Below are 23,278 nucleotides of genomic sequence, written 5' to 3' on the forward strand. Positions count from 1 at the left end.
GAGATGAACAAGCACACTCCCGATTTCAAACCCGAAACCATCATTGGCGGCGTCCATACCAGCCCGCGCCATGATTCCGCCCACAAGCATGTCTCCGGTGCCGCCGTCTATATCGACGACATCACCGAACCCACGGGCACGCTTCACGTCGGCCTCGGCCTGTCCACCGTGGCGCACGGCATCCTGAAATCCGTCGATCTCTCAGCCGTGCGGGCCGCGCCCGGCGTCGTTGCCGTCCTCACCCATGAGGATGTGCCCGGCATCAACGATATCTCGCCCTCCTATATGCATGATGACCCCGTGCTTGCCGCCGGCAAGGTCGAGTTTCATGGCCAGCCGATCTTTTGCGTGATCGCCGAAACGCGCGAGCAGGCGCGCCGCGCCGCAAGGCTGGCAAAGATCGAGTACGAGGAATTGCCTGCTGATATCGACATCTGGGATCTGGATGTTTCCACTCATAAGCAGGTGGTCACGCCGCTAACGCTGAAGCGTGGCGATCCGGCGGACGCCCTTGCGAATGCACCACGGCGCGTGAAAGGCCGAATGCGGCTCGGCGGCCAGGATCATTTCTATCTCGAAGGCCAAGTCTCGCTCGCTGTTCCCGGTGAGGACGACGAGGTGGTTGTCTATTGCTCCACCCAAGGCCCGAGCGAGACGCAGCACATGGTCGCCCATGCGCTTGGCGTGCCGAGCAATGCTGTTACGATCGAGGTTCGGCGCATGGGTGGCGGCTTCGGCGGCAAGGAAACCCAGGCGAACCAATGCGCCGCGATCGCTGCCATCGCCGCCAAGAAGCTGAAGCGCGCCGTCAAGATCCGGCTCGACCGCGACGAAGACATGATCGCGACCGGCAAGCGGCATGATTTCGCCATCGACTACGAAGTGGGCTTTGACGACGAGGGCCGCATCCTTGCCGTCGACTATACCTTCGCGCTTCGCGCCGGCTTCTCCGCCGATCTGTCCGGTCCGGTCGGCGACCGTGCGCTGTTTCACTGCGACAATGCCTATTTCTTTCCGCATGTTCATGCGAAATCGGCGCCGCTCTATACCAATACCGTCTCCAACACGGCCTTTCGCGGCTTCGGCGGTCCGCAGGGAATGGTCGGCGCCGAACGGGTCATCGACGAGGTGGCCTTCGCCGTCGGCAAGGACCCGCTCGAAATTCGCAAACTGAATTTCTATGACGCGATGGGCGTCGATGGTGAGCGCAACCTTACCCCCTACCACCAGAAGGTCGAGGACTGCATCATTCAGCGCATCGTCGCCGAACTGGAGGAAAGCGCTGACTATGCCGGACGCCGCAAGGCGATCGCCGAGTTCAATGCCAAGAGCCGCATCGTCAAGCGCGGCATCGCGCTGACTCCAGTGAAATTCGGCATCTCCTTCACCAAGACGGAGTCGAACCAGGCCGGCGCGCTGGTGCATGTCTATAGCGATGGCTCCGTGCACATGAACCATGGCGGCACCGAGATGGGACAAGGCTTGCACCTGAAGGTGGCGCAGGTCGTGGCGGAAGAATTCCAGATCGATCTCGACCGGGTGAAGATCACCGCGACGACCACGGCCAAGGTGCCGAACACCTCACCGACCGCGGCCTCCTCGGGTGCCGATCTCAACGGCATGGCGGCCCAGGACGCCGCACGCCAGATCAAGGAGCGACTGATCGCCTTTGCCGCGGAAAGCCATCAGGTATCGCCTGACCAGGTTCTCTTCCTGCCCAACCGGGTGCGCATCGGCGACATCGAAATGCCGTTCGACGATCTCGTCAAGAAGGCCTACATGGCCCGCGTCCAGCTTTCGGCCGCCGGCTTCTACAAGACGCCGAAAATCCATTGGGACCGCAAGGCGGGCCGCGGCCATGCCTTCTACTACTATGCCTATGGCGCGGCGTGCTCGGAAGTATCGATCGATACGCTGACGGGGGAATATGTCGTTGAACGCACCGATATCCTGCACGATACCGGCCGCTCACTGAATAAAGCCATCGATATCGGCCAGGTCGAAGGCGGCTTCATCCAGGGCATGGGCTGGCTGACGACGGAAGAGCTCTGGTGGGACGGCAAGGGGCGGCTTCGAACGCACGCGCCCTCGACTTACAAGATCCCGCTTGCATCCGACCGGCCAAAGATTTTCAATGTGGCCCTAACCGATTGGTCGGAGGCCCATGAGCCGACGATCCATCGGTCCAAGGCGGTTGGCGAGCCGCCGCTGCCGCTCGGCCTCTCCGTCTTGCATGCCCTTTCGGATGCCGTGGCGAGCGTCGCCGACCACAAGATCTGCCCGCGTCTCGACGCGCCGGCGACACCCGAACGGGTGCTGATGGCGATCGAGCGTCTCAAGGCGGCGAAGAAGGAGTAAGATAATGCCTGCCGCCTGTGAAGACATCCGGGATTTTCTCCGCCGCGAACCGGCATCGATTCTCGTCGAGGTGACGGGGGTCGCAGGCTCCGCACCGCGCGATGCGGATGCCTGGATGCTGGTATCGGAGCGGGCAATCTTTGCGACGATCGGCGGCGGAACACTGGAATATATGGCGATCGACCAGGCACGACGGGCATTGCGCTCCGGCCTTGCGGCGGAGCCGATGAACGTACCGCTCGGCCCGGAGATCGGCCAATGCTGCGGCGGTCGGGTGGGCCTCGCCTTCACCGCCCTCAGCCCAGCGCTTGCGAATGATCTCATAGCTCGGAGCGACCGCGAGATGGCCACACGCCCACATGTCTATGTTTTCGGCGCCGGTCATGTCGGCGATGCGCTTGCCATGGCGCTTTCGCTCGCGCCATTACGCGTGGTACTTGTCGATACGCGAGAGGAAGAGCTTGTCGCCAGCTCCGTGCCAGGCATTGAAACCTGTCTCACGGCCATGCCTGAGGCTGTCGTGCGCGATGCGCCGGCCGGCAGCAGCTTCGTCATTCTCACCCATGATCACGCGCTCGATTTCCTGATTGCCGCCGAGGCGCTCAAACGTAACGATGCAGCCTATGTCGGCATGATCGGCTCCAAGACGAAGCGCGCCACTTTCCGCAACTGGCTGTCGCGCGAAAGCGGGCACGCTGAGCTTTTCGATCGCCTCGTCTGCCCAATCGGCGGAACGGCCGTGAAAGACAAGCGTCCCACGGTCATCGCCACGCTTGCCGCCGCCGAGATCATGACAGCGGCGCTGACTTGGACGGCCGCGGCACAGCTAGCCGCGACAAAACCTGTTATCGGATAACGGGCAACTGCTTGAAGGGATTGGCGACCGGCACGCCGAGCGGCGCGAAATGCCGCTCATTGGTCGTCAAAACCGTGAGGCCGCATGCAGCGGCGATGGCGGCGATGGCAATGTCCTCGAAGCCGGGGTCGTGAGCACGCGCCCGGTCAAGCATCAGGCCAGCATGCTGCGCCTCCTCAACTCCGAAGGGCAGGATACGGCCGGCATAGAAATGTTCCACCGCGGCGAGCCAGCGGCGCAGGTGCTCCGCTTTCGTCGTCGCCCCAATCCTAACCATGCGGGCGATGCCTGCCTCGATCTCGGCGATGGTGATGGCCGAAAGATAAAGCCGGTCACTATTGGCGCGCAGCCAGGCCGCGAATGCCTCAGCGCCGACTTGGCGCTTGATCGGCGCATCGGCCGATACGATATTGGTATCCAGAAGATACAAGATCAGAAGCCATTTTCACGCAATGAACGCGCGGGCTTTCGCGATCGCTCTGGAATATCGGCGGGCTCGCCGGGAAAGGCGAGAAGCAGATCGGGGAAATCAGGTACTTTGGAGACCCTTTGCCATTCCTCGAAGGAAACCAGCACCGCTTCCTTCCGGCCATGGCGGGTAATAACGGTCGGCTCACCGGCCACCGCTTGATCGACCACGGCCGAAAGCCTCGCCTTCGCATCCTTGAGCTGGATTTCCTTCATGCCGCCTCTCCATATGACCACCGATAGACATATGTGATTTCACTGAATTGAGCCAAGTGGAGATCAATCTGTCGCGTTCGATTCACGAGGCTGCGGCCACTGGCTCGTCCTCGAGCAGCTTGCCGATGAGCCGCTGACAGCGCTCCGCCATGAAATCGATCATCAGGCGGACCTTCGGATCCTGGAAACGCTTGTGCGGATAGATGGCGGCGAGCTGAACCGGAGCTGGCGGACTTTCCTTCAGGATCTCCACCAATCGCCCTTCCCTCAGATAGGCTTTAACCTCGAACAGCGGTTTGTTGATGATGCCGCGGTCTTCCAGTGCCCATTGGGTCAGCACATCGCCATCATCGCTGTCATAAGGGCCTGCGACCTCGAACTTGCGGGTACCTTCCGCCGTCATCAGCGTCCAGTAATATTCCTTCGATCCCGGATAGCGCAGCAAGAGGCAGTCATGCTTGTCGGCGATCAACGCATCCGCGCTCGCCGGCACGCCACGACTTGCAAGGTAGGCAGGTGATGCGCAAAGCACCCGCTCGCAATTGAGGATACCGCGCATGCGCAGGTTCGAATCCTCCAGCACGCCAAGCTTGAAGGCGACGTCGACGCCTTCGGCGAGGATGTCGACATTGTGGTCCGACAGGCGCAAGCGTACTTCGATATCCGGATATTTGTCATGAAACTCCGGAATGCCCGAGGCGATCAGCCTTCGGCCGATGCCGAGCGGCGCGGTGATCCTCAGCGATCCCTTCGGATTTCGCGAAAGATCGGCGATCGCCGCTTCCGCCTCATTGACCGCCTCGATGATCTTCACCGCTTTTTCGTAGAAAACGCGGCCATGTTCGGTCGGCGAGAGCTTACGCGTGGTGCGGTTGAAGAGGCGCACGCCAAGATGACGCTCGAGCTCCTTGATGCGGTTGCTCGCCACCGCAGGCGTGACGCGCTGGTCGCGGCCTGCTGCCGAGAGAGTACCGAGTTCGACCACACGAACGAAGACGCGGACATTATCAAGATAGGACATGGCTCCTTCTACCACATTGGCGCGCGGAACAAACCAGGGTTCATCTTATAGATTTTTTTGAAAGTGTTGGTGGATTCACCGGGATTTTCGAGAAAATCACCCGATGGCAAACAGTCCCGTGAAGATCAGGCCCATGAAGGCCGGGAGGAGTTCCCATGTATGAATATGCCATCGCCTGGGACTGGCTGACATTCGCCGTCCGCTGGCTGCACCTCATCACCGCCATCGCCTGGATTGGCTCGTCATTCTATTTCGTGGCACTCGACCTCGGCCTCAAGAAACATCCGGCCCTGCCGCCTGGCGCCTATGGCGAGGAGTGGCAGGTGCATGGCGGCGGCTTTTACCATATCCAGAAGTATCTGGTGGCGCCGGCCAACATGCCGGACCACCTCGTCTGGTTCAAATGGGAAAGCTACGTCACCTGGCTGTCGGGCTTCGGCATGCTCTGTCTTGTCTATTATGCCGGCGCCGATCTCTACATGATCGACCCGGCCGTGCTTGACGTCTCCAAGCCGGTGGCGATCGCCATTTCGCTCTGCTCGATCGCCGGTGGATGGCTCCTGTACGACCTGATCTGCAAGTCGCCCTTCGGCAACGATAATACCCGGCTGATGGTGGCGCTCTATTTCATTCTGGTAGCGGTGGCTTGGGGCTATACCCATCTCTTTACCGGCCGCGCCGCCTTCCTGCATCTCGGCGCCTTCACGGCGACGATCATGTCGGCCAATGTCTTCTTCATCATCATCCCGAACCAGAAGATCGTGGTTGCCGACCTGCTTGCCGGCCGTACGCCAGATGCGAAATACGGCAGGATCGCCAAGCAGCGGTCGACGCACAACAACTACCTGACGCTGCCGGTGCTGTTCCTGATGCTGTCGAACCACTATCCGCTGGCTTTCGGCACGCAGTTCAACTGGATCATCGCCTCACTCGTCTTCCTGATGGGCGTCACCATCCGCCACTGGTTCAATACCCGGCACGCCAATGCCGGCAACCCGACTTGGACCTGGCTGATCACCGTCATCCTGTTCATCATCATCATGTGGCTCTCCACGGTACCGAAAATGCTGACCGGCGAACCCACAACGAAGATCTCCGCCATCCAGCAGCCCTTCATCACGGCGCAGGATTTCCCAAAGGTCCGCGATACCGTGATGGGTCGCTGCTCCATGTGCCATGCGAAGGAGCCGAGCTGGGAGGGCATCGTCGCTCCGCCGAAGGGGGTGATGTTCGAGACCGATCGCGATATCGCCGCCCATGCGCGCGAGATCTACCTGCAGGCTGGCCGCAGCCACGCCATGCCGCCCGCCAATGCCTCTCACATAACCGACGAGGAGCGCCGCCTGCTCGTCTCCTGGTATGAAAGTGCCATCAATGGGGAGAAGACCCAATGAACGAAGTCCTAATCCGTGGTCGCGTGCTGACCTTCCTTGCCGAGCCGCAAGGCATAGATGACACCGCCTCCTATCGCTATATCGAGGACGGCGCCGTCTTCGTCCGCGACGGCAAGATCGTGGAAATCGGCACCTATGGCGACGTGAGAAAGCTGGCTGACGCCGGCATCAGGATCGCGGACCATCGCCCGAACCTCATCCTGCCGGGCTTCATCGACACGCACCTGCATTTCCCGCAGACGCAGGCGATCGCCTCCTATGGCGCGCAGCTGCTCGAATGGCTGAATACCTATATTTTCGTCGAGGAACAGAAGTTTGCACGCGCCGCCCATGCGGCCGAAGTGGCCGACCGCTTCATGGACGAACTCCTGTCGAACGGCACGACGACGGCGGTTGCCTATTGTTCGGTGCATCCGGAAAGCGTCGACGCCTATTTCGCGGCGGCGCAAGCGCGCGGCATGTGCATGATCGGCGGTAAGGTGATGATGGATCGCAACGCGCCGGAGGCGCTGCGCGATACGCCGCAGCGCGGCTATGACGAGACCAAGCGGCTGATTGCGAAGTGGCACGGCCGCGGACGCGTCCATTATGCCATCAGCCCTCGTTTTGCGATTACCTCGACGCCCGAGCAGATGGAAATGAGCAAGGCGCTCGTCGCCGAGCATCCGGACTGCTATGTCCAGACGCATCTCTCGGAAAATCGGGATGAGATCGCCTTTGCCACCTCTCTCTACCCCGAGGCCAAGGATTATACGGATATCTATGCTCGCTACGGTCTGCTCAACGACCGCATGCTGCTCGGCCATTGTATCCATATGAGCGAACGGGAAGTCGCGGTGCTTGCGGAGACCGGCGCGGTGGGTGTCTTCTGCCCGACCTCGAACCTCTTCCTCGGCTCGGGACTTTTCAACGCCGCACAGTTCGACAGGCTTGGCGCGCGCTGGTCGGTCGCAACCGATGTCGGCGCCGGGACCAGCTTCTCCATGCTGGAAACGATGGATGAAGCCTACAAGGTGTTGCATCTGCAGGGGCAGCGGCTGACGCCGTTCAACTCCTTCTATCGCATGACGCGCGGCAACGCCCTGGCGCTCGGTCTCGAAAAGCGGATCGGCTCGCTGCAGGCGGGCGCGGGCGCCGATATCGTCGTGCTGGATTCCAGCGCCAAGTCGGCCATGGAATTCCGCATGCGCACGACAACCTCATTGGCGGAGGAGCTCTTTATCCTTCAGACCATGGGTGATGACCGTTGCGTTGCCGAAGTCTATGTCGCCGGCAAGGCGATGAAGACCAAGGGTAAGAAGACAGATACGACGCTACGCGAACAACTGCAGCTCGCCTGACCCGAGTAAATGTGGCGGACCGGCAACGCCGTCGTCTCGGCAGAGACGGCGGCGAAGATGTTCAGGTCCGCTTCGAGCGTCCACCCATTGCCTTCGTCAATTCTTCCGCTGCGGCCCGCACGACAGGGCCGAGCGCAGCAACCCTTTCATCCGGCAACCGCACAGCCGGGCCTGAAATCGAAATTCCGGCGATAGCCTCGCCATATTCATCGAAGATCGGCGCCGCCACGCATCGCATGCCGAGCGTATGTTCCTCATCGTCGATCGACCAGCCGCGCGAGCGGATCTCGTCCATATCCGCGAGCAGCATAGGCAGAGTGTCGCGGGTTTTGTCGGTGAAATGCTGCAACGGACGCTCCTGGAGCAAAGTTTTTATCTCGCTGTCCGCCCAGGTGGAGAGGATTGCCTTGCCTATGCCCGATGCATGGATCGGCCCGCGGCGGCCAGGGCGGAAGAAGGCGCGCATCGGCGCGTGGCTTTCCGCTTGCGAGATGAAGACGACGTCACCGTCCTCCTCGATGGCGATATTGGCGGTCTCGCCGGATGCCTCCATCAACTGCTTGAGGAAGGGCCGGCTGATCGTGCCGAGCTTGCGGAAGCGCAAGTAGGCGGTTCCGATCTCGAAGGCTTTCACCCCGATCGTCCAGGCGCCGGTCTCATCGTCATGCGCCACCATGCCGTGCTGAGCAAGAGACGTCAGTAGCCGGTGGACGGTGGACGGCGCCATGGCCGACCGGTCAGCGAGATCGGTCAAAACCGCGCCGTCGGCTTGCGCCACCAACTCCAAGAGTTTCAGACTGCGATCGAGCACTTGGACGGATGAAGCCGCCGCGTTCCCTGCCGGTTTCCGGCCCGGCCTGCCCCTCGTCTTTTCCCGATTTTCCGCCATGACGCTCACTCTAGACCAAACGCATGCCGCACAATTTGGCGCGACCCGCTTGGGCTTCATGACATATCCGCTTCGCCGCGATTGTTCCAGATTCGTTGAAAATGTTTATTTCCATATGATGGGATTAATTTCCATTTTTTGATTGCGCTTGTTCACCCATGCGGTACCTTCGATCCAGAAACGGAGGAAATCTCATGGCGAAGATGCGCGCAGTCGATGCCGCAGTGCTGGTTCTGGAAAAGGAAGGCGTCAATTGCGCCTTCGGCGTTCCCGGCGCTGCGATCAACCCCTTCTATTCCGCAATGAAGGCACGTGGTTTTATCCGCCATGTACTTGCCCGCCATGTCGAGGGCGCAAGCCATATGGCCGAGGGCTACACCCGCGCGCGCGCCGGCAATATCGGTGTCTGCATCGGAACGTCCGGACCTGCCGGCACCGACATGATCACCGGCCTTTATTCGGCTTCCGCCGATTCCATCCCGATCCTCTGCATTACCGGCCAGGCGCCGCGCGCCCGTCTGGACAAGGAGGATTTCCAGGCCGTCGATATCGCCAAGATCGCAGCCCCCGTCACCAAGTGGGCCGTGACCGTCATGGAACCGGCGCTGGTTCCTTACGTCTTCCAGAAGGCATTCCACACGATGCGCTCGGGTCGCCCTGGCCCTGTGCTCATCGATCTGCCCGTTGACGTCCAGCTCGCCGAGATCGAGTTCGATATCGACACCTATGCGCCGCTTGCCCCCTACAAGCCCTCGGCGACGCGGGCACAGGCGGAAAAGGCGCTTGCCATGCTGAACGCGGCCGAGCGGCCGCTGATCGTCGCAGGCGGCGGCATCATCAATGCCGATGCTTCCGACCTGCTCGTCGAATTCGCCGAAATCACAGGCGTCCCGGTCATCCCGACGCTGATGGGCTGGGGGACGATCCCGGACGATCATCCCCTGATGGCCGGCATGTGCGGGCTGCAGACCTCGCATCGCTACGGCAATGCGACGCTGCTTGCCTCCGATTTCGTCTTCGGCATCGGCAATCGCTGGGCGAACCGCCATACAGGAAATGTTTCGACCTATACGGAAGGGCGAACCTTCGTTCATGTCGATATCGAGCCGACTCAGATCGGCCGTGTCTTTGCTCCTGATTTCGGCATCGTCTCGGACGCGGGTGCCGCCCTGAAGCTCCTCCTCGACGTCGCGACCGAATGGAAGACCGAAGGCAAGCTGCGCGACTGGTCGGCCTGGGCCGAGGAGTGCCGCGAGCGCAAGCGGACCATGCTACGCAAGACGCATTTCGACCAGACGCCGCTGAAGCCACAGCGTGTCTACGAGGAGATGAACAAGGCTTTCGATCGCGATACATGCTATGTCTCGACCATCGGGCTTAGCCAGATCGCCGGCGCGCAGTTCCTACACGTGTACAAGCCGCGCAACTGGATCAATTGCGGCCAGGCCGGCCCGCTCGGCTGGACGCTGCCGGCAGCACTTGGCGTGCGGGCGGCAGATCCCGACCGCCCGATCGTCGCACTGTCGGGCGACTACGACTTCCAGTTCCTCATCGAGGAGCTGGCCGTCGGCGCGCAGCACAAGCTCCCTTACCTGCATGTGGTCGTGAACAATTCCTATCTTGGCCTCATCCGCCAGGCCCAGCGCGGCTTCAACATGGATTTCGAGGTCAGCCTCGCCTTCGAGAACATCAATGCCGCTGATAATGCCGAACCCGGCTATGGCGTCGACCATGTCGCCGTTGCCGAAGGCCTCGGCTGCAAGGCGATCCGCGTGCGCAGCCCGAACGAGTTCCAGGAAGCGTTCACGACAGCAAAGCAGCTGATGGCGGAGCATCAGGTTCCTGTCGTTATCGAGTTCATTCTGGAGCGCGTCACCAACATCGCCATGGGCGCCGACATCAATGCCGTCGTCGAATTCGAGGAGCTTGCCGAGCGCGGCGAGGACGCACCGACGGCGATCCTCGCATTGCTAGACTAAAGGAGGAACACAATGCCGAAATTCGCGGCCAATCTCACCATGCTCTTCACCGAGGCACCGTTTCTGGATCGTTTCGCGCTGGCCGCCAAGGCGGGCTTCGAGGGCGTCGAATATCTCTTTCCTTACGATTTTGCCAAGGAAGCGCTGCGCGCCGAACTCGATCGTCATGGATTGACCCAGGTGCTGCACAATCTGCCGGCTGGTAATTGGGCCGGCGGCGAACGCGGGATCGCGATCCTGCCCGATCGTATCGACGAGTTCCGCCGCGGCGTTGCTTCCGCTATCGACTACGCGACGACGCTCGGCTGCAGCCAGATCAATTGCCTCTCTGGCATTACACCAGCCGGTGTGCCCGATGAGGTGCTGCGGACTACCTTCATCGTCAACCTCAAATATGCGGCGGAAGAGCTCGGCAAGCACGGGATCCGGCTACTGATTGAGCCGATCAACCGGTTCGACATTCCCGGCTTCTATCTCAACGCGCCGGACCAGGCAGCCTCGATCATCGCCGAGGTCGGCAGCGACAACCTGTTCATTCAGTACGACCTCTATCATCAGCAGCGCACCGAGGGCGAATTGATCGGCACCTTTAGGAAGCATCAGGCACGGATTGCCCATGTGCAGCTCGCCGACAATCCGGGTCGCAATGAGCCGGGCACCGGCGAGATCGCCTACCCCTTTGTCTTCGAAGCGCTTGATGCGCTCGGCTATGACGGCTGGATCGGCTGCGAATACAAGCCGCGCACCACGACCGCGGCGGGGCTCGGCTGGTTTGCCGCAGCAGGCCGCCACGCCGAAAGCGCAGCCATTCTCAATATCAGGAGCTAAACAGCATGGCACATATCGGATTTATCGGCCTCGGCATCATGGGTACTCCCATGGCGCGTCATCTGCAAAATGCCGGCCACATCGTCGTCACATCAAAGTTTGCCATTCCGCCGCGCCAGGAGCTGCTCGACAACGGTCTGCAATTCGTCGAAACGCCGAAGGAGCTTGCCGAAACCGTCGACACAATCATCCTGATGCTGCCGGATACACCTGAAGTGAAGGACGTGCTCTTCGGCGAGAACGGCGTCGCCTACGGACTGTCCAAGGGAAAGCTCGTCATCGACATGAGCTCGATCTCGCCGATCGAGACCAAGGAATTCGCCAGAAAGATTCGCGAGACTGGCGCCGAATATATCGACGCGCCCGTCTCCGGCGGCGAAGTCGGCGCCAAGAACGCCTCGCTTTCCATCATGGCCGGCGGTTCCGAAGCCAGTTTCGAGCGGGCGCTGCCCCTCTTCCAACTGATGGGCAAGAACATCACCCTCGTTGGCGATTGCGGCGATGGCCAGGTTACCAAGGTCGCCAACCAGATCATCGTCGCATTGACGATCGAGGCCGTGTCCGAGGCGCTTGTCTTCGCCTCCAAGGCCGGCGCCGATCCGGCTCGCGTGCGCTCGGCCCTGATGGGCGGTTTTGCCTCCTCGCGCATCCTCGAAGTGCATGGCGAGCGCATGATCAAGCGCACTTTCGAACCCGGATTCCGCATCTCGCTGCATCAGAAGGATTTGAACCTCGCCCTGCAGGGTGCCAAGGCGCTCGGCGTCTCACTGCCGAACACCGCGGCGACGCAGGAGCTTTTCAACCAATGCGTCGCCAATGGCGATAGCGGGCTCGACCATTCCGGTCTCGTCAAGGCGCTGGAGCGCATGGCGAACCATCCCGTCGCGTAACATGTGAGAAATCCGATGCCTGATATCGCCGATCCCCGCGCCTTTCTGGAAAAGCTGTTCTATGCGGCGGTCGCAGCCGCCGATCCGGATAAGGCACTGGTTCCCCATCTGCCTGAAAAGCCGAAGGGCCGGACGGTGGTGGTCGGTGCCGGCAAGGGGGCGGCGCAGATGGCGCGTGCCTTCGAGCGTCTTTGGGACGCACCGCTCTCCGGTGTCGTCGTCACGCGTTATGGCTATGCCGTGCCGTGTGAGCGCATCGAGGTTCTCGAGGCCGCGCATCCCGTGCCGGACGAAAGCGGTCTGCATGCATCAGATCGGTTGATGGCAGCGGTAAATGGTCTTACGGAAGACGATCTGGTCGTCGCCCTGATCTGCGGAGGCGGCTCGGCACTGTTGCCCGCGCCGGCAGGCGATCTCACGCTTGCCGACGAGATCGCCGTCAATCGGGCCCTGCTTGCCTCCGGCGCACCGATCGGCGCCATGAATGCCGTTCGCAAGCAGGTCTCGCGCATCAAGGGAGGGAGGCTGGCGGCCCTTGCCCATCCGGCAAGGGTCATCTCCCTCGTCGTTTCCGATATCCCAGGCGACAACCCAGCCCTGGTCGCCTCCGGCCCGACCATCGCCGACGAGACGATCCGCGCAGATGCACTTGCGATCATAGAACATTACGGTCTCGACTTGCCCGACGCGGTGATGCGTCATCTCGCAGATAATAGCGATGAGCCGCCCCTACCCTCCGACCCTCGTTTCGCTCGCAACGAGGTGAAGCTCGTTGCTTCGGCGGCCATCGCGCTGGATGCGGCCGCCGATGTCGCCCGCAAGGCCGGCGTCGAGACCATCGTGTTGTCCGATGCTATCGAGGGCGAGGCATCGGAGGTCGGTCGCCAACATGCGGCGATCGTCGCCAAGATCCTGCAGCGAGGTATGGCGTCGCAAGACCCCATGCTTCTTCTGTCTGGCGGGGAAACCACAGTAACGATCAAGGGCAAGGGCAAAGGTGGCCGCAACAGCGAGTTCCTCCTGTCCTTCGCCTGCGCCATTTCCGGCCAGAAGGGCATCTCAGCGCTCGCCGCCGACACGGACGGCATCGACGGCTCGGAGGACAATGCCGGCGCCTTCGCCGATGGCACCACCGTTGCCCGGCTTGCCGATCGAAAGAGGGATGCGGCCGACTTCCTTCAGCGCAACGACAGCTGGTCGGCCTTCGCCGCTATCGACGACCTCTTTGTGAGCGGCCCGACTGGCACGAACGTCAACGACTTCCGCGCGATCCTGCTGCAATAGATCATCGCCGCCCGCCAATCGAGCGACTCGGAGTTATGCTGCCGGTGGCGTGACGCATTCTGTATTGAGCGGCGCAGTTGGAAAGCGTATGAGTTCAACAAAAAGCTGAACTATTTTTCTTGCTGGCAACGCCAACCGTTGCGGGCAAGCCGGGGACCGTATCTATCATGAATTTGTTGCACGTGCTCACTATCGAGGAGTAGCAAGGAGAAGTGCTGTCGCGCCAGTCACTTTTTGGTGTGGTCACCGCACGTCTTGGGGATGATTGATGGGGAGATGAAATCGCAACGTCCTTAAAGCCGCCGAAGCTGCCGAGAAAATCCATATCGGCATCCGTCGACTTCATAGCAAAAGTGCAGATCAGTAGCACGTAACCCGGATCTTACCGAGCTGAAAATAGATCAGCGAGTTCGGACAAATGCTACGCTAAATCTTGAGCTGTTAAGTTTGTTTCCATCGCCCTGTGGAACTTAACCGATCTTTAACAGCCAGTTGTGCAGGCTGGAGATAGAACGGGCAAGGCCCATACCCCGAAAGCATCGGACCCTCAATGCGTCTTCTCGCCTCAGTTATTTTTGCAGTCCTTGCTTTGTTCGTCGCGCCCGCCCTGGCGCAGGACGTGCCGTCAGTGACGATTACCGGTTCCTCGGGCTCGGTGACCTTCGATCGCAATCAGCTTGAGGCGATGGGCCTCGTGTCGATCAAGACTTCGACGCCCTGGAACGAAGGTGTCGTCAACTTCGAAGGCGTGCCAATGGCGCTGTTGCTTGAAAAGGCCAAGGCCCAAGGTGCGACGGCCACCGTCATCGCCCTCAATGATTATAGCGTCGATATCCCGACCAGCGATTTTACCAAGTTCGGCACGATCCTTGCCGTCAAGCGCAATGGCGCATATATGCCTATCGACGATCAGGGCCCGTTCTTTGTTATGTATCCATTCGACAGCAACCCCATCCTGCAGGGACAGCCCTATCACGGTCGTGCCGTCTGGCAGGTCAAGGCAATCTCCGTGAAATAGCCCCGGGGCCGCATGCGCTATCTCCGCACAGCGCTGATCATTGTGATCCTGGGTTTCATCACCTCGGCGATCTATATTTCCGCCTTGGTTTTCCAGCGCCAGACCGCCCTGCAAGATGTCGGCCTGGGCAACATCACCTGGACGATAGCCCAAGCTCCGAGTGAGTTCACCAGGCTCGAACAGCGCGTCAGTGCCATGGGCATGAACGATGGCCAGGTCGATGCACACGAAGTCAGGCTGCGCTTCGATATCGTCGTCAATCGCCTCAAGACCCTGCGATCCAACGGGGTCGAGAAGTTCGTACAATCCAACCCTCATATCGGCGAGACCCTCGACGACCTCGAAGAGGCGCTCAACCAGACCCGCCCACTGCTTAGCCAGCTTTCTGTGCCTGGCACACCGGCGCGGATCCTTGCGATCCTGGAGCCGATCTATCCGAAGCTGGCGCGGCTCTCCAGCGACAGCAACATGTGGTATTCGGCGCGCATTGCCGAAGACCGGCGTGGCCTCCTCGCGCTGCAACTGGCCCTGACATGGGTGACCGTCGGCATGCTCATCGGCGGTTGTCTGCTGATTCTGCTGCTGCTCATTCACAATGGTCTTCTGGGCCGGGCGCAGAAGATCCTGCAGGCCAAGGAGCAGACCCTGGCAATCCAGAATGCACGGTTCGATGCGGCAATGGAAGCCATGTCGCTCGGTCTCTGTCTGCTTGACGACCAATATCGCGTCATCGTGCACAATCCCCGGTTCCTGGCCCTGTTCGGTCTGGACGAAGTCCGGGCGAAGATCGGCACCCCCTTGGCTGACCTCATCGCGCCCGAATTACTGCCTCCTGGACTATCCACCAGCGGGCCGCCCGGCGTTGCTGGCGATAAGGCGCGTGTCCGGAATGACATCGCGGTGCTCAGCGACCATATCCATCATCTCGCGAATGGCATGGTGCTGGCCGTATCGCACGAGCCGACGGCTGAAGGCGGTTGGGTCTGCACTTTCGAGGATGTCAGCGAGCGTCATCGCGCGCAGGATCGTGTGGTGCACATGGCCCATCACGACGCACTCACTGATATGCCCAATCGGCTGCTGTTCTGGGAAAGCGTCAGCCACGCACTGCGCGCATTGGCGGCCGGCGGCCAGTTATTCACCATACTCTATCTCGATCTCGACCGCTTCAAGGAAGTCAACGACACGCTGGGCCACCCGGTGGGCGACGTGTTGCTGCGCAAGGTCGCCAGGCGGCTGCGCAACACCGCGTCACAACATGACATCGTGGCGAGATTGGGCGGTGACGAATTCGCCGTGCTGCATCGGTGCCTGGACTCCACCCTCGACAGCGCCCGCGATCTGTCGGAACGCCTCATTGCCAGCATCAGCCGGCCTTATCGTGTCGATGGCAACGAGATCGTTGTCAGCACCTGCATCGGCATCGCGGTCGCACCGCGCGCTGGCGGTGATACCGGTCAACTGATGAAGAACGCCGACCTGGCGCTATACCAGGCCAAGGCCGATGGTAAGGGAGTCTACCGTATCTTCTCCCCGCAGATGGAGGAGGATCTCCAGAACCGGCGCAATCTGGAGGCGGATATGCGTCATGGCATCAAGCTTGGGCAATTCGAGATTCATTATCAGCCGCAGATTTCGCATAAGACCCGCAAGATCGTCGCCAGCGAAGCACTGGTGCGCTGGCGCCATCCCGAGCGCGGGCTGATCCCGCCGGCCGAATTCATCCCGCTGGCGGAGGAAACCGGCTTCATCGATACGCTCGGCAAATGGGTGCTGCAACGGGCATGCGAGGATGCCCTGAACTGGCCCGAGGACGTGCGCGTTTCGGTCAACCTCTCTCCGGTTCAGTTCCGTCAGACGGATTTGGTCGATATGGTCAAGAGTGTGCTGGAATTCACGGAATTCGATGCACGGCGGCTGGAGCTGGAAATCACCGAGTCGGTGCTCTTGCGGGACAATGCGGCGAACATCGAGGTACTGAACCGGCTGCGTTCGCTCGGCTTGACCATCGCGCTTGATGATTTCGGCACCGGCTATTCTTCGCTGAACTATCTGCAGCGCTTCCCCTTCGATAAATTGAAAATCGATCGCAGTTTCGTGCGCGATCTGGAAAACCGGCCCGACAGCTTTGCCATCGTCCAGTCCATCGCTACGCTCGGTCGTAATCTCAAGATGCTGACCACCGCGGAGGGCGTCGAGACGCAGACCCAACTCGACATGGTCATCAAGGCCGGTTGCTCGGAGAGTCAGGGTTATTACTTCAGCCCGCCTGTCCCGGAAGCCGAATTCCGCGCCATGGTCGACCGGAAGAACAGCAATACCGGCGGAACCTCAAATGGTCGAAGCCCCAAATCTGGCAGAGACAAAAGTCCTGAGAAGACCGCAGATGCTGATTCCGCGGACGGGCAGTATTAGCCCTTACCCGACTGCACGGCACTGACCTAATGAGTGGATGACAAGTTCTCGGGGAAAGCGACCTGCCGTTCAAAGCTGATGCCAATATTGAGGGGTGCGTCCGACGACAAAGGATGGGGGCAGTCGTCGGACGCTGCACTGTCCGGCCCGAGGGTGGCATTCAGGCCGGCAATTAGAATATTAGCATCTACCGCAGATTTAGGTGAGCTACCCAATTGGATTGGAAGGCGGATAGGATGACCCCGATCGAATTGGCACGTTGCTCGAGTGAAAACCGTTCTTCGCAGCTTTGCCGTCCGAGACTTCATTCATGCGAATGCTGAATTCCGCCTTTATTGGCGAGAATATTATTCCAAAATCGTTTCGGAAATTAGCAAATCACTATAGGCTCGATTTCGACTCGGCTGCGCCTACGCTTTGAGCGAGCTCACTGCGCCGCCGGGCAAGATAATCCTGCGAAGAAAAGCCGACATGCCCAATAGACCCTCTCCGCTCGTCGCGTTCCAGTCGAAGACTTTCCGCTCTCTCTGGTCGGCAACGCTCATCTCCAATCTCGGCGGATTGGTCGAAGGCGTCGGTGCCGCGTGGCTGATGACCAGCCTCGCGACATCACATGGCATGGTGGCGCTCGTTCAGTCCTCCACCACCCTGCCCGTCATGATCTTCTCGCTTGCGGCCGGAGCGCTGGCTGACAATTACGACCGCAGGCGGATCATGCTGATTGCGCAGACGCTGATGCTCTCGGTCTCGGCGACGCTGGCGATCCTGTCCTACAGCAATGCATTGACCCCATGGCTTTTGCTCTGCTTCACCTTCCTGATCGGCTGCGGCGGCGCGCTCCACAATCCGTCATGGCAGGCCTCGATGGGCGATGTTGTGCCACGCGAGCACCTGCCGGGTGCGGTCGCGCTGAACAGCATGAGCTACAACCTCATGCGCAGTATCGGGCCGGCGATCGGCGGCGTCATCGTCGCGGCCGCCGGTGCGGCCTTCGCGTTCCTCTTCAATGTCTTCTGTTACTTCGCGCTCATCATCACCCTGTGGCGGTGGAAGACCGCGCCCGCTCGCAATACGCTGCCACGCGAGCCGTTCGGCAGTGCGATGTCGGCGGGCTTTCGCTATGTGCTGATGTCGCCGAACCTTCTCAAGGTCATGTGCCGCAGTTTCGTCTTCGGCTTGACGGCGATCGTCATCCTGGCGCTCCTGCCCCTCGTGGCGCGCGACCATGTCCACGGCACGGCGATCACCTACGGCATCATGCTCGGCTTCTTCGGCTTTGGCGCCATCTGCGGCGCGATGCTGATCGGCCGCATCCGCGATATCCTGAGCAATGAATGGGTGATCCGCAGCGCCTTCTTCACATTGGCGGTGAGCTGTTTCCTGCTTGCGCTAAGCAATCAGGTATGGCTGAGCTGCCTTATTCTCATGCCGGCCGGCGTCGCCTGGGTGCAGGCCTTCTCGCTCTTCAATGTCACGGTTCAGCTTTCCACGCCACGCTGGGTGGTCGGCCGCGCTCTGTCGCTCTATCAGACCGCGACCTTTGGCGGTATGGCGGTCGGAAGCTGGCTGTGGGGTGCACTGGCCGACGCCCACGGCGTCACGGGCGCGCTTTTCATCGCAAGCGTCGGCCTGGCAATAGGCGGGCTGCTTGGCCTGCTGCTGCGCCAGCCGGATTTCGAATCGCTTAATCTCGATCCGACGAACACCTTCAGCGAACCACAATTGCAGCTCGACCTGCGTTCCAGAAGCGGCCCCATCCTGGTCATGGTGGACTACGACATCGATCAGGAGGATGTGGCGGAATTTCTAGCCGTCATGGCCCAGCGTCGCCGGATGAGAATCCGCGACGGGGCAAAGCAATGGTCGCTGTTGCGCGATCTGGAAAAGCCGAACACCTGGACGGAAAGCTACCATCTGCCGACCTGGATCGATTATGTTCGCCACAGCCAGCGCCAGACGCATGCCGATGTCGAGGTCGCCGAACGCCTGGACAGATTGCATCGCGGCGACCGCCCGCCCGTCATCCACCACATGATTGAACGGCAGACGGTGCCCAGGCACGACGACATGCCATTGAAGCCCTATCTCGACGCGACATGATGGTCATGGCTGGGGACTCGCAACGGCGGAGCCGCTTCCAGCGTGCTGGCGCGCCATTTCGCGTGGCGAACAACCGAAGGCGCGCTTGAACATGGTCGTAAAGGCGGCCGGATTCTTATAGCCAAGGTCAATCGCGATCGTCGTCACCGGCACGCCGGCGACAAGCCGCGGAAGCGCGGCATGCAGACAGGCCTGCTCGCGCCATTTGACGAAGCTCAGCCCCGTCTCCAGGCGAAACATGCGGGTAAACGCGCGGCGGCTCATGCGCATGTGGCTGGCCCATAGATCGATCGTATCATGCGTTGCCGGCCGCCTGAGGAAATCCTGGCATTTCTGAGCCAGCGTCCTGTTGCGCGGGATCGGCAGGGATAAGGGCAACGGCCTCAACCTTGCCAGTTCGTGCAGAAGCAATGCCATCAGGGCGCCGGCCCGATCATTGACGTCGTAATCGACCGGAATATCGACGGCTTCGGCGATGAGCGTGCGCAGCAGGGGCGAGATTTCGACCACCTGACAGTGATCCGGCATCGTCTTGATCGCTTCCGGCTCAATGTAGAGACTGCGCATGCTGACCTTTCCGAGCATGCGAACGCTATGGATCACGCCCGGGGGGATCCACATCCCACGCTCCGGCGGCATGACGAGCGTGCCGTCAGGCGTGGTCACCACCACGACGCCGGAAAAACCGTACAGCAGTTGGGCGCGGCGATGCTGGTGCGGTTCGACGCGGTGGCCGTCGCCATACTCATTGCCAAGGGCGATGAGTGGCCGGTCGACATCGATGAATGGGTCTATGCGGCTGTTCCTGACCATTCTGGCCCAGTCTCGTAAGAATTACGCCCTGTCGCGGTAGCGGGCAATTTTGTTTTCTAATATCAGCGCGACGACACATTGAAAAGTGACGATCATGAGCCAGGTGATGAATCCGCCCCGCGCGGCTACGACGATATATCCGGTTATTATGGTGGCGAGCCTTGGCCACTTCATCAACGACGTCACCCAGGCATTGCTGCCGGCAAGCTATCCGGTGCTCAAGACTGGCTTTGACCTGAGCTTCGCCCAGCTCGGCGTGCTGACATTCGTCTACCAGATCACGGCCTCGATCCTGCAACCCTTCGTCGGCTGGTACACGGATGGACGGCCCCAGCCCTATTCATTGCCATTCGGCATGATCTGCAGCTGCGCCGGCATGATCACGCTCGGCATGGCGCCCAATTACCCAGCGCTACTCATGGGCGCGATACTGCTCGGTTTCGGCTCCTCGATCTTCCATCCGGAAGCCTCCCGCATCGCCCGCCTGGCATCAGGGGGAAAGCATGGCTTCGCCCAGTCCCTGTTCCAGGTCGGCGGCAATTTCGGCACCTCACTCGGGCCGCTGCTCGCAGCCTTCTTCATCCTTCCGCGTGGCCAGCATGGAATGGCGGCGCTTGCGAGCCTGGCTTTTGCCGGCATTCTTATTCTTGCTGGCCTCGGCCGCTGGTATCAGCTGAATGGCAGCCATCTGCGCGCGCCGGCGAAATCTGGCAAGCCCCATAAGGCGCTGAGCCTGTCGCGCACCCGCGTCGGTCTTGCCATTGCCGTCCTGATCGCGCTGATCTTCTCGAAGTATTTCTATCTGGCGAGTTTCACCAGCTACTACAATTTCTATCTCATGGCACGGTTCGGCGTGACGGAACGGACGGCTCAGCTCTGCCAGTTCGTGTTCTTCGCCGCGGTCGCCGTCGGCACGATGGTCGGCGGCCCCGTGGGCGACCGCATCGGCCGCAAGAAGGTCATATGGGGTTCGATCCTCGGCATCCTGCCCTTCACCGTCGTTCTGCCCCATGCCAATCTCGAAACGACGATCATTCTCAGCGCGATCATCGGCACGGTCATTGCGTCGGCCTTTTCCGCGATCGTCGTCTACGCGCAGGAATTGCTACCGGGTCGTGTCGGCATGGTGTCCGGCCTGTTCTTCGGCTTCGCCTTCGGCATGGGCGGCATCGGCGCTGCCGCGCTTGGCGTGCTTGCCGACCACACCAGCATCGAGTTCGTATTCGAGCTTTGCGCCTTCCTGCCGCTGATCGGACTTTTGACGATCCTGCTGCCGAACGTCGAAGACTAAGGGCCCTCTGGAGCGAGGGCCCATGGAGGAAACATCGGCGCCTTGTCCTCTGGCTTTCACGAGGCGGAGATTCTCTTCACCCAGGCTTCGACGTCATCGCCGCTGCTCATGTCGGTCTGCACCAGTCCGTCGATCATGAAGGTCGGGGAAACGTGAATGCCGTTCTGCCGGGCATATTTGCAGTGCCACTTGATCTCCCGATCAAGATCCGGGATGGCGAAAGCCTCCTTCAACTTGATACCGCTGTAGCGCTCCAGCCGCTCGATCAGTTCATTCGGCGTCACATCCATATTCGGCCCGCCCGCGTGATGGGCGAATTCAAACTCCTCGCGGTGCGCCCCGATCGCGGCCATCACCTTCCTTGCGGTTTCCCTGCCGCCGCCAAGTGTCGACGCGGCGAGGATGCAGCGCACCAGAACACCCGAATACATATGCCAGGGCTGCGATTGCAGGCGGATCCTGATGGTGATCCTGTCCTCGCCCGCCTGCTCCAGCAAGGCATCGAGCTTGTTGAAGGCCCTGACCGAGAATGGGCAGGTCGGTTCCAGGAAAACCTCGAATATACGAGGTCCGTGACCCCAACTTAGCGGCTCTGCATGCCAGGCGGCATTGGTCATATTGATATCCTTCTTCGGTCTGGAAAATCCATATGGATGCGGAAGCTAAATCATGACGCGCAAAAATGCGCAGCGTTTTTGTGACACCGACACGCGCGAGATCAGAAGTCTTAAGGGCGAGAAACGAATCTGAGAGATCGCGATGCGCTCCCGACGGACTCGTCCGTACCGGTCAAGGTTGCGGTACAAAAAGGTCACACCCAGACGGGTTTACTCTAGCATCACCATGAATTCGTCGAATGGCCTACAACCGGGTATTGAGTCATTGGGTAGAGTATCTATTTCTTCGCGCCGCAGCTGTGGGCGCAAAGTGGGACTTCCGGAATTTTGCGAGGCCTCTGCTTCGCTTCCTGCTTTGCGGATGCCCACACAATCACTCGGAGTTTCAGGCAGACAATGACATTCCCGACAATCAAACTTCCAGAGAGAGCGCTGAGGCTTGGCCAGAACCTTATTTCAATGCCGAAAGCCGTCTATTTCTCCCTGCCGATCCTGATCGGTCTGACGGTTTTCATGGCTGTTTCCGAAGTGCCGGGCATATTGAGGGATTGGACGATCAGCCAAAATCCCGTCAAGCTCGCCAACGGCGATATCCGCGATGGGAAATGCTCGACCCGGAAGGGCTTCTTCACAACCTGCGAGGCGCATCTCAACTACGTCTACGATGGCCAGGCCTATGACAAGGATGTGGAGATCATGTTCGTCGATATCCATGTCGGTGACTATGACACGGACCTGGTCATCTCCGGTGACCATCCGGACCTGGCGACCCTCAGCCTCGGGCTGGATATGCTGTGGAACCGGATCATAACGCTAGCCGTGTTCGTCGCCCTTCTTGGGGGCGCCTGCATCGCCATGATCTTCCAGATCCTGCGTGTCTGGCGTGTTCGCGGGCAATTGCGCCGGGCTGCTCAGCTCGAGCCGGTCCCGGTGGAAATCACAGCCTTCCAGCGGCGAGGCAAGCGGCTGACGGTGACCTATACCGACAAGATCGCCGGCAGAAAAACCGGGCGCGTGGCCCATACGAACCTCGAGCCAGGACAGGAACCCCTGGTCGTCGGTGCAAAGAACGGCAAGGCGGTCGCGCTCGCCGTCTGGCATGGAAATGCGGCTCTCCCAGTACTTTTGGACAGCCGACTGGAGCGGATCGACATGCCGGCGGAGGAACGTACCGGCATTCTCGCGCCCCTGACATCGGAACTTGGCGGTCATCCGCCGCAGCTCGTGGCTCAAGGGAAGAATGGGCCGTCCGTCATGGCGCGGCTTGCCAGGGTTTTCCTGGTCATACTTCTCTTCGTCGCCGGCATTTTCGGTTACTGGGTCTGGTATGTGACCAGTGCCAGTTCGCAGTTCACCTCGCCCGCCATGGATCTCAACAATATGATGCCGGCGCCACTCAACCGCTGGGGCTGCGATCAGCTAAAGGAGCGCTTCGGTGATCAACGCGCGCCCTTTGGCTGTACAGCCTCGGACTATACGAGCTGGAAGTGACGTTCGACCG

Annotated in this window: 19 protein-coding genes; 13 read left to right on the forward strand and 6 right to left on the reverse strand. The window is 60.6% G+C overall.

The genetic code is table 11. The features are described 5' to 3' along the window. Positions 1-3 precede the first annotated feature (3 nt). Positions 4-2,358, forward strand: a complete 2,355-nt coding sequence (gene xdhB, locus AC13RC_RS09120; RefSeq protein WP_488556966.1) for a xanthine dehydrogenase molybdopterin binding subunit — start codon at positions 4-6, stop codon at positions 2,356-2,358. A gap of 4 nt (positions 2,359-2,362) precedes the next feature. Continuing rightward, on the forward strand, positions 2,363-3,214 hold the full coding sequence (xdhC, locus tag AC13RC_RS09125; protein ID WP_113353387.1) for a xanthine dehydrogenase accessory protein XdhC: 852 nt from the start codon (positions 2,363-2,365) through the stop codon (positions 3,212-3,214). Here the strand turns inward: xdhC and AC13RC_RS09130 are convergent. From AC13RC_RS09130 to AC13RC_RS09140, 3 genes are all read right to left on the reverse strand, one after another. Then, on the reverse strand, positions 3,204-3,644 hold the full coding sequence (locus AC13RC_RS09130; protein WP_488556967.1) for a PIN domain-containing protein: 441 nt from the start codon (positions 3,642-3,644) through the stop codon (positions 3,204-3,206). The two genes, xdhC and AC13RC_RS09130, sit on opposite strands and share 11 nt — an antisense overlap. A gap of 2 nt (positions 3,645-3,646) precedes the next feature. Then, positions 3,647-3,898 (reverse strand): type II toxin-antitoxin system Phd/YefM family antitoxin, encoded by a 252-nt coding sequence (locus tag AC13RC_RS09135; protein WP_113353389.1) that lies wholly within the window; start codon positions 3,896-3,898, stop codon positions 3,647-3,649. An 82-nt stretch (positions 3,899-3,980) separates the two neighbouring features. Beyond that, the gene (locus AC13RC_RS09140) at positions 3,981-4,919 is read right to left on the reverse strand and encodes a LysR family transcriptional regulator (protein WP_113353390.1); all 939 of its coding nucleotides are present in this window, start codon (positions 4,917-4,919) and stop codon (positions 3,981-3,983) included. 155 nt (positions 4,920-5,074) lie between these two features. Between AC13RC_RS09140 and AC13RC_RS09145 the strand changes: the two genes are divergently transcribed. After that, entirely contained in the window at positions 5,075-6,313 is a 1,239-nt protein-coding gene (locus AC13RC_RS09145) for a urate hydroxylase PuuD (RefSeq protein WP_488556968.1), read from the forward strand. Further along, on the forward strand, positions 6,310-7,653 hold the full coding sequence (guaD, locus tag AC13RC_RS09150) for a guanine deaminase (protein ID WP_113420689.1): 1,344 nt from the start codon (positions 6,310-6,312) through the stop codon (positions 7,651-7,653). Before AC13RC_RS09145 ends, guaD begins: the two co-directional genes overlap by 4 nt. 61 nt (positions 7,654-7,714) lie before the next feature. Here the strand turns inward: guaD and bhcR are convergent, their stop codons facing one another. Beyond that, positions 7,715-8,542: an HTH-type transcriptional regulator BhcR gene (bhcR, locus tag AC13RC_RS09155; protein ID WP_113331742.1), complete on the reverse strand. Its 828-nt coding sequence runs from the start codon at positions 8,540-8,542 to the stop codon at positions 7,715-7,717. A 194-nt stretch (positions 8,543-8,736) separates the two neighbouring features. Between bhcR and gcl the strand changes: the two genes are divergently transcribed. The 7 genes from gcl (at position 8,737) to AC13RC_RS09190 (ending at position 19,056) form a co-directional block, all read left to right on the forward strand. Next, positions 8,737-10,521: a glyoxylate carboligase gene (gene gcl, locus AC13RC_RS09160; RefSeq protein ID WP_488556969.1), complete on the forward strand. Its 1,785-nt coding sequence runs from the start codon at positions 8,737-8,739 to the stop codon at positions 10,519-10,521. Between the two features lie 12 nt (positions 10,522-10,533). Beyond that, entirely contained in the window at positions 10,534-11,349 is an 816-nt protein-coding gene (gene hyi, locus AC13RC_RS09165) for a hydroxypyruvate isomerase (protein ID WP_152093943.1), read from the forward strand. A 5-nt stretch (positions 11,350-11,354) separates the two neighbouring features. Continuing rightward, complete coding sequence (gene glxR, locus AC13RC_RS09170; RefSeq protein WP_145321263.1) at positions 11,355-12,239, forward strand: 2-hydroxy-3-oxopropionate reductase; 885 nt, start codon at positions 11,355-11,357, stop codon at positions 12,237-12,239. A gap of 15 nt (positions 12,240-12,254) precedes the next feature. Then, a complete protein-coding gene (locus AC13RC_RS09175; protein WP_113353396.1) occupies positions 12,255-13,523 on the forward strand; it encodes a glycerate kinase type-2 family protein in 1,269 nt (422 codons plus the stop codon). Positions 13,524-14,073: 550 nt separating this feature from the next. Continuing rightward, entirely contained in the window at positions 14,074-14,541 is a 468-nt protein-coding gene (locus AC13RC_RS09180) for a putative pterin-binding protein (RefSeq protein ID WP_113353397.1), read from the forward strand. A gap of 12 nt (positions 14,542-14,553) precedes the next feature. Continuing rightward, positions 14,554-16,956 (forward strand): putative bifunctional diguanylate cyclase/phosphodiesterase, encoded by a 2,403-nt coding sequence (locus AC13RC_RS09185; RefSeq protein ID WP_113420683.1) that lies wholly within the window; start codon positions 14,554-14,556, stop codon positions 16,954-16,956. Between the two features lie 471 nt (positions 16,957-17,427). Further along, the gene (locus AC13RC_RS09190; RefSeq protein WP_113353399.1) at positions 17,428-19,056 is read left to right on the forward strand and encodes an MFS transporter; all 1,629 of its coding nucleotides are present in this window, start codon (positions 17,428-17,430) and stop codon (positions 19,054-19,056) included. Positions 19,057-19,059: 3 nt separating this feature from the next. Here AC13RC_RS09190 and AC13RC_RS09195 read toward each other — a convergent pair whose 3' ends face one another. Further along, the gene (locus AC13RC_RS09195; protein WP_112721621.1) at positions 19,060-19,869 is read right to left on the reverse strand and encodes an AraC family transcriptional regulator; all 810 of its coding nucleotides are present in this window, start codon (positions 19,867-19,869) and stop codon (positions 19,060-19,062) included. Positions 19,870-19,963: 94 nt separating this feature from the next. On the opposite strand from AC13RC_RS09195, the gene AC13RC_RS09200 reads away from it, so the two are divergent. Then, entirely contained in the window at positions 19,964-21,160 is a 1,197-nt protein-coding gene (locus AC13RC_RS09200; protein WP_113353400.1) for an MFS transporter, read from the forward strand. 56 nt (positions 21,161-21,216) lie between these two features. Here the strand turns inward: AC13RC_RS09200 and AC13RC_RS09205 are convergent, their stop codons facing one another. Continuing rightward, positions 21,217-21,777 carry a DsbA family protein gene (locus AC13RC_RS09205; protein WP_113353401.1) on the reverse strand — a complete coding sequence of 187 codons (561 nt, stop codon included), beginning with the start codon at positions 21,775-21,777 and terminating at the stop codon, positions 21,217-21,219. A gap of 396 nt (positions 21,778-22,173) precedes the next feature. On the opposite strand from AC13RC_RS09205, the gene AC13RC_RS09210 reads away from it, so the two are divergent. Beyond that, positions 22,174-23,268 (forward strand): hypothetical protein, encoded by a 1,095-nt coding sequence (locus tag AC13RC_RS09210; RefSeq protein WP_113353402.1) that lies wholly within the window; start codon positions 22,174-22,176, stop codon positions 23,266-23,268. The last annotated feature ends 10 nt before the right edge of the window (positions 23,269-23,278 follow it).

Source organism: Martinezella sp. CNPSo 3890 (genome assembly GCF_057784455.1).